Source organism: Brevibacterium sp. AGC70 (genome assembly GCF_057334195.1).
Genome location: NZ_JBHFIH010000017.1, coordinates 132,721 through 140,457 on the forward strand (window position 1 = coordinate 132,721; position 7,737 = coordinate 140,457).

Genomic DNA, 7,737 nt, shown 5'->3' on the forward strand with positions numbered 1-7,737 from the left:
CCCCCCACGCCGGACGTGATTCGACAAGGGTCGAATCGTGCCTGAGTCAGATCATGATCAGGCTGCTTTGTCCTTCTTGCCCATCTTGCTGGTGATGAAGCCCCAGATGATGAGGACGATCAGCGCGCCGCCGATCGCACACAGCCAGGAGGACAGAGAGAAGAACGCATCCATCTGGACTCCGAAGAGTGCGCCTCCGATCCAACCTCCGAGCATGGCTCCGATGACGCCGATGATGAGTGTGGCGATGATGCCGCCGCCCTGCTTGCCCGGCAGAATCGCCTTGGCAATGGCGCCGGCAATGAGTCCGAGGATCAAATATGCGATGAAACCCATGAGGTTCACATCCCTTCTGAAGTAGCTGATGATCGGGCATGTTGGGTGGATCTGTCTCCAATGGTAGATCCGATTCTCACGGAACGTACAGCTTAGCCCGATCTTTTATGACATTGATACAGACGTTCGCTCGGCGGAAACCTCACGGACGGATTCGATTCGAATGTCGTTATTCCCATCACCACCTCGGCGAGGGCGGCCGGAACTTCATCACCACCTCGGCGTGTGTGACAGCCCTGGTCTGCGCGACTGCACTGGCCGTTTAGACTTGGGGACATGATCGATAGTGCAGACACCCGCCGACAGTTGCTCGACCTCATCGACGAACTCGCCGTTGTTCGTGGCAAGGTGACCCTCTCATCTGGCAGGGAAGCTGACTACTATCTGGATCTGCGCAGGGTCACTCTCGACCATCGCTCCGCACCACTGATCGGTGATGTGGTGCTCGATCTCCTGGCTGCCGAGGGGCTGCTCGACAAGGTCGACGGCGTGGGCGGGCTGACGATGGGCGCCGATCCGGTCGGAACCGCCGTCATGCACCGCTCAGTGGTTCGCGGCACTCCCGTGGACTCCTTCGTCGTTCGCAAGGAGGCGAAGAAGCACGGGATGTCTCGTCGAGTTGAGGGGCCAGACGTCAAGGGCAAGCGGGTCGTCGCGGTCGAAGACACCTCGACGACTGGCGGTTCCGTGCTCACCGCGGTCGAAGCCCTCAAGGAGGCCGGCGCCGAGGTGGTGGCAGTGGCCGTGGTCATGGACCGGGACACGGGCGCCAAGGAGCGCGTCGAGGCAACAGGCATTCCGTATCTCACGGCGTTGACGACAAGCGATCTTGGGTTGGATTGAGACGTTCGGCGGAGCTTCACGGGCGGATCTCCACCCGTCGATCACCAGCTGGGACTCGACTGGCAATTCTGTCGTAATCGGGGTCTTGGTTTGAAACATCGTGGTCGATTCAACACGATAGATGAGACACTCCCACAGTACTGCTTCAGGAAAAGTAAGGATGACGCGTGCTCACACTGAAAGAGGTTTCCCTGCGCAAGGGAAAGCGAACTTATCTCGACGAGGTGAGTTTCACCGCGCAGGCAGGCCGGATCACCGCAATCGTCGGAACCCGTTCGGCCGGCCGGACCGAGCTGGTTCGCGTCATCATGGGGCTGATCTCGCCCGATGAGGGCACCGTCAAGCTCGAGGACTTCGAGCTCGACTTCGGCGATCGTCAGAACTTCGGATATCTGCCCGCCGAGCGCGGCGGCTACCCGAACATGCGTGTGATCGATCAGATCGTCTACCTTGCGCGTCTGCACGGCATCACCCTCGGGGCCGCAGAGCGCAATGCCCTGACTCTGCTCTCGCGCCTCGAGCTTGCCGATCGCGGGTATGCACCGTTGAAGAACCTCAGCGGCACGGAGATCGCCCGCGTCGACATCGCAGCTACGCTGGCCGCCGACCCCGATGTCGTCGTCATCGACGACGCCTTCTCCGGACTCGACTCACAGTCAACCGAACTTGTGATGTCTCTCCTGCGCGCCCACGCCGCCTCTGGGGTGCCTGTCATCCTGGCCACCGACAATTGGGAGGCCGCGCAGACCCATGCTGACGATGTCATCGTCCTCAGCCAGGGCCGGACCAGCGTGTCCGGCAGCGTGCAGGAGTTGCGTTCGGACGTGAAGTACCGTGTGGAGCTTGACGACGCCGAGGCGGCCGCCAAGTCATTGGAGAGCCGCGCAGGCATCAGCGACGTTGCGGTTCTCGATTCCGCAGACAACATCGTCAGCTTCCGAGCAGCCGATGCAGGCTCCGCCGCACAGACCGTGGCAGCACTGAATGGTGTGAAGAGTTTCGAGAGTGTTCGCCCGACATTGGCCGAGCAGTACAAGGAGGCTTTGTGATGGCAGGCAAGGACGAAGGCCAGGACGGGGACGCCCCGGAGCCAAAGGTGTCGAAGGGCACTGCGGGAGAGAACATCGATGATCTGGGCACATCCGTCGGCGACGACGTCACGGTGACCGACAACGATGCAGACTCAGCGCAGGGCGCCAAGCCTGCTGCGGCTGCCGATGATGAAGCTGCCGATGCGAGCGACACAGCTGACGCCAGCGATGCTGACGCAGCGGCGGCCGACGACGGACTCGATGAGGTTCCGTTCGAACTTGCCGAGGACCGGCCCTCGGCCGATGAGCTTCCTGAAACCGGTCTGGTCTCCGAGTTCGTCGACGTGAACAGGCGTCAGGCCGCCTGGCTGGTATCGAACCGGGAGAGTACGACCGCATTGCGCAGTCCGTTCTTCCTGGTCACCGGTGCAGTCATCGTGCTCGGAATCCTCGCTGCGGTCATCTCGGGCGTCGTCGCTGGATCAGAATCGAAGTCGGGTACTCCGAGCATGGCTATGGTCGGTGTGGGTGAGCAGGCTGCCATGTACGAGCAGCAGCTGGGCGTGAAGATCACCGACGCCAAAGACGCTCAAACCGCAGAGAAGCTGGTCAAAGAGGGCAAGGTCGACGCGGCCTTCATCCAGGACCCCAGCGGACAGGCCCAGCCGACGATCATCGCCTTGGACGAACAGCCCGAGGCGCTGCTGGAGAAGCTGGCACCGAAGACTGAGGCCACACTGCTGAACTCGCCGGCGGTCGGCGACGAGGTCGCCACTGGACTGCTGTGGGCCATGGCAGTGTTCGCACTGCTCGTGGTGGCCACACTCGGCACCGCGCTCTATCAGAACCTGCGCCTGGAGAAGCGCAATCGGATCACCGAGATCATCGCCGCCACGATCCCACCTCGGGCCTCGGCGTCGGGTCGGATCACGGGCATGCTGTCTCTGACGGCTGTCCACCTTGTCGTCGCGATCGTTGTGGCCGAACTCGGACTCTCCATCACAGGCAAGACCTCACTGGCATTCGCCATGCTGCCCGGCCTGGGCTGGTTTGCACTGACTCTGCTGTTCACCGCGTGGGCGATCTATGCGCTCCTCGTTTGGGCATCGACGGTGTCCGGCAGCAAGGCACGCAAGGCCTTCGTCTCGATCATCGGCGTCATCACCGTAGCCGGCTTCATCGCACCCGTCATCGTGGGAGCATCGGGAACGGTCGCCAAGGTGCTGTCGTGGACTCCTTTCACCTCGCCGCTGGGAATTGCCGGACGCTTCTTCGGCAGCCCACCCGCATGGTGGGAGGGCCTCGTCGCCGCAGCCATTGCTGCCCTTGTCGCCCTCATCATCCACTCCTTGGCCAGCAGCGCCTACGTTCGCGCGGTGCTCACCGGTGGAGGACGCAGCGGCAAGACCGTGAAGATGAGCAAGCGTGCGCAGAAGGTCTCCGTCGGCTCAGCCGGCAAGAAGGCCGGTTCTAAGGACTCTGCCGCGGAATCGGATATCGATGCGGGCTCCGACTCGGACGCCGACGACACCTCGGCGAAGAAGACGAAGGTTGATGAGTCAACGGATGAAACCGATGACAAGAAGTGACTGAAGACAGCACGCCACAGGTAGGGGTCGGTCCGTGGACCGGCCCCTGGCCTGTGTCTGAGCACTTTGATCCCGAGCTGCTGGCTGAGGGCGACCGACGCAATGTCGTCGACAGATACCGCTACTGGAAGCTCGATGCGATCGTCGCCGATCTCGACTCGACACGGCACGAATTCCACGTCGGTGTTGAGAACTGGCAACACGACCTCAACATCGGGTCCGTGGTCAGGACGGCCAACGCCTTCAACGCCGCCGCGGTGCACATCGTGGGCAGGCGGAGGTGGAATCGGCGCGGGGCGATGGTCACCGACCGGTATCAGCACATCATCCACCACCCGAGCATCGACGACCTCCTGCAGTGGTGCACCGACAATTCCGTACCGCTGATCGGAATCGACAACTTCCCGGACTCGGTGCCGTTGGAGACCTATGACCTGCCGCGACGCAGCCTGCTGCTCTTCGGGCAGGAAGGGCCGGGCCTGAGTGAGGAAGCGCACCAGGCGAGTACAGCGGTGCTATCGATCGCACAGTACGGTTCAACCCGATCGATGAACGCGGCCGCAGCTGCGGCGATCACCATGCACTCCTGGATTCGCCGCCACGTCTACGACCAGCCGGTGGACTGAGTCCCGCCAACGTGATGAGGGTGGCCGACGGGCGTTCAGCAATCCGTGCGCCGAGCCTCGACGGGTGGGCAGGGCTGTACGGTGCCCCCGCCGGCACTTCCGGCCCCAACGGTTGGTAAGTTCTCCTCGATCTCAGCGCTGGCTTCGATCAGAACTTACCAACTGTCCGGTGGTTCATCGATGCCGCTGCGGCAAAAGTGCAGGAAAGGACGAAGAAGGGGCGTCCCGCGTTGCTTCCAGTATTGGAAGAACACGGGCCCCCCCTTCTCCTCTGCAGAGACTTCGAGGCCCGACGTCAGCGAATGCTCTGCCTCGGGCTGTGGCCTCAGCTCAGGTCGGCAGCCTGTGGCTCGATGAGCCCACCGATCTCTGCCAGCTCGGCAGTCAGCGAATCGGCATCGTCGAAGGTGCGCGAGATGACGGTCAGGCGCTTTGCATAATGACCGATCGGGTACTCCATCGTCATACCGATGCCGCCGTGCATCTGAATCGACTCCTGGCTGATGGTGCGAGCCGACTGATCGATGATGATCTTGGCCGCGATGACATCACGGTGGCGGTCCTTCTCTGAGCCGGCTTCCTCGTTGGTGACGGCAAGTCGCGAGTACAAGGCCATGCTGCGCGCATACTCGAGGTCCGCGTAGAGGTCGGCCGCACGGTGCTGCAGGGCCTGGTTCGCACCGATCGGGGCACCGAACTGCTCACGGGTCTTGAGGTACTCGGCGGTCATGGTCAGCGAGGCTTCCATGACACCGACTGCTTCGGCCATGATCGCAGCGTTCGCAGTGTCGAGCACCTCGGCGACGACGGCACGCGCATCGGCGGTGCCGAGGCGCTGGGCCGGTGCGTTGTCGAACTTCACGCTGGCGCTTCCCTGGCCGTCGGCCTGACGGTGAGTGACGCGGGAGACTCCGGTTGCCGTCGCGGCGACCAGGAACAATCCGAGTTCGCCGTTCTCCGAGGCTGTGACGATGAACTGGTCGGCGACGTCGCCACCGAGCACGCCGTTCTTCTCGCCACTGATCGTGAAGGCACCGTCAGCGCTCGCCGAGGCGGTGGTGGACGGAGTATCGACCGCGTAGCGCAGGCCGGGCTCGAGGGCCGCGAATGCGAGGAAGGTCTGGCCTTCGCACACGGAGGGCAGGATCTCCTGCTTCTGCTCTTCGCTGCCGGCTGCGGCGATCGCATTGGCGCCCAACACTGCTGTGGCCAGGAACGGCTCGAGCACGAGTGAACGGCCGAATGCTTCCAAGACCACAGCAACCTCGGCGAAGGTCATTTCTGCTCCACCGTAGTTCTCCGGGATTGCCAGACCGAGCAGGCCCATCTCTGCGAACTGCTCCCACTTCTCGCGGGAGATGCCCTCTTCGCTGCGCAGAATGGCTTCGCGGGCTTGGGTGTCGTACTCGCTGCGCAGGTATTTGTTCAGGGTGCTGGCGAGTTCTTGCTGAATGTCGTTGAGTTCAAGATCCATTGTTGTCCTCTTTTTAAGTGTTCTGGGGTCGCGGAGACCTCAGAGACCAAGCAGTGCTTTCGAGATGATTCCGCGCTGCACCTCGGACGAGCCTCCGTAGATGGTGACCTTGCGGGTGTTGAAGTACGCGGGAAGGGCGTCGACTGCTCCGAGCGGAAGGTCCGAGAATCCCTCGCCCTGAGCGCGGTCGGTGACGAAGTCCAGCCCCTGCGGACCGAGGACGTCGACGAGCAGCTCGCTGATGTCTTCCTGCAGCTGTGAGCCCTTGAGCTTGAGCACGGAGGAGCGTGGATCCGGCTTGTCAGATCCGGCGGCCTGAGTCGAGAGGATCCGCAGCTGAGTCATTTCGAGAGCGGTCAGCTCGGCTTCTATCCGAGTCAGGCGGGCTGAGAACAGGGGGTCGTCGAGCAGGGTACCGCGTGCCGTCTTCGTCACCGCGGCGTAGGCCTTGGCACGGGCAAGGTTGACCTTCGAGCCGCCGATCCGGGCGATGCCTGTTCGCTCGTTGCCGAGCAGGAACTTCGCGTAGGTCCATCCCTTGTTCTCTTCGCCGACGAGGTTCTCGACGGGGACCTCGACATTGTCGAAGAAGACCTCGTTGACCTCATGGCCGCCGTCGATGAGCTGGATCGGGCGAACCGTGACTCCGGGCGTCTTCATGTCGATGAGCAGGAACGAGATGCCGGCTTGCTTCTTCACATTCGGGTCGGTGCGGACCAGGTTGAACATCCAGTCGCCGTACTGGCCCAGTGTCGTCCAGGTCTTCTGTCCGTTGACGATGTACTTGTCACCGTCTCGGACCGCGGAGGTCTTCAGCGATGCGAGGTCAGAGCCGGCATCGGGTTCGGAGAAGCCCTGTGACCACCAGATGTCGATATTGGCGGTGGCCGGAAGGAAGCGCTCCTTGATCTCCTGGCTGCCGAAGGTCGCGATGACCGGGCCGACCATGGAGACGTTGAAGGGCAGCGGCTGTGGAACGCAGGCCAGCTGCATCTCTTCAAGCCAGATGTGGCGCTGTACCGGAGTCCAGTCCTGGCCGCCCCATTCGACGGGCCAGTTGGGTACGGCGTAACCATGCTGATTGAGGATCCGCTGCGAAGTGACTATGTCCTCCTTGGTCAGCTCCTGGCCGGTGGCGACTTTGAAGCGCAGCTCCTCGGGGATCTCCGTGCGATAGAACTGACGCATCTTCTGAGCGAACTCGCGCTCCTCTGCATTCAGCAGGGTGTCCATGAAAACTCCTGATTGATCGTTCGGTAACTTAGCTCCCATAGTACGGTTCGGTGTTCGGGCTCACAAGTGGGTAGGGCGTGAGCGTGACCGATGGTCGCGGAAGATTACGTCGTGCTGTCGTGCCGATCCTCATCGATGGTCGGCTCGTTCGAGGCGAGAGTCAGAGTGGTGCGGTTCGGAGGGGATATTCACGGCCGTTATCGGACATACCTGAAGTATTGCCTTTCTGTGACAATCGATCATCTGGAATGTTACAAATCCTTAACATTGCGGTGCTGGAGTTCCAGTTGGTCATGAAGCGGGTCTAGTATCGAATGAGTACCGTCCCGTTTATCGGGAGCGATTAGCCAAACAAGATCACCAGGTTTGTCGCATAATCGAGTGATTCCCTCAAATGCACACTCGATATGCGCTCTTTGAGAGAAGTGAACGGGATGAATCTCGTGTCCCAAGAAACTCGCACATTCACTGTCGAATTGTGTGAGACCCTCCGCTGTTTCGGTGGGAGTGTGCGCAATCGTCAGTCGGTTCCCCTGATCCGACGCAGTCGCCTAGGCGCCGTCGTGCACCCCTCTGCGGCTGTGGCGTGCCTGCAGCGCTTCAGG

General features: G+C 61.9%; 7 protein-coding genes. 4 read left to right on the forward strand and 3 right to left on the reverse strand.

The window, feature by feature from the left end:
* Window positions 1-57: 57 nt before the first annotated feature.
* Window positions 58-336 (reverse strand): GlsB/YeaQ/YmgE family stress response membrane protein, encoded by a 279-nt coding sequence (locus ACE03M_RS14940; protein WP_143920947.1) that lies wholly within the window; start codon window positions 334-336, stop codon window positions 58-60.
* Between the two features lie 276 nt (window positions 337-612).
* Here ACE03M_RS14940 and pyrE point away from each other — a divergent pair, with 276 nt between their 5' ends.
* From pyrE to ACE03M_RS14960, 4 genes are all read left to right on the forward strand, one after another.
* Complete coding sequence (gene pyrE, locus ACE03M_RS14945) at window positions 613-1,179, forward strand: orotate phosphoribosyltransferase (RefSeq protein WP_485934799.1); 567 nt, start codon at window positions 613-615, stop codon at window positions 1,177-1,179.
* Between the two features lie 167 nt (window positions 1,180-1,346).
* Entirely contained in the window at window positions 1,347-2,228 is an 882-nt protein-coding gene (locus ACE03M_RS14950) for an ABC transporter ATP-binding protein (RefSeq protein ID WP_485934800.1), read from the forward strand.
* Window positions 2,228-3,799: an ABC transporter permease gene (locus tag ACE03M_RS14955; protein ID WP_485934802.1), complete on the forward strand. Its 1,572-nt coding sequence runs from the start codon at window positions 2,228-2,230 to the stop codon at window positions 3,797-3,799. Before ACE03M_RS14950 ends, ACE03M_RS14955 begins: the two co-directional genes overlap by 1 nt.
* Window positions 3,796-4,425 carry a TrmH family RNA methyltransferase gene (locus ACE03M_RS14960; protein WP_143920943.1) on the forward strand — a complete coding sequence of 210 codons (630 nt, stop codon included), beginning with the start codon at window positions 3,796-3,798 and terminating at the stop codon, window positions 4,423-4,425. The genes ACE03M_RS14955 and ACE03M_RS14960 overlap by 4 nt, the downstream gene beginning before the upstream one ends.
* Window positions 4,426-4,750: 325 nt before the next feature.
* Here ACE03M_RS14960 and ACE03M_RS14965 read toward each other — a convergent pair whose 3' ends face one another.
* Together ACE03M_RS14965 and ACE03M_RS14970 are read right to left on the reverse strand one after the other, a co-directional pair.
* Entirely contained in the window at window positions 4,751-5,899 is a 1,149-nt protein-coding gene (locus ACE03M_RS14965; RefSeq protein ID WP_485934804.1) for an acyl-CoA dehydrogenase family protein, read from the reverse strand.
* Window positions 5,900-5,938: 39 nt separating this feature from the next.
* A complete protein-coding gene (locus ACE03M_RS14970) occupies window positions 5,939-7,132 on the reverse strand; it encodes an acyl-CoA dehydrogenase family protein (RefSeq protein WP_485934806.1) in 1,194 nt (397 codons plus the stop codon).
* Window positions 7,133-7,737: the final 605 nt, after the last annotated feature.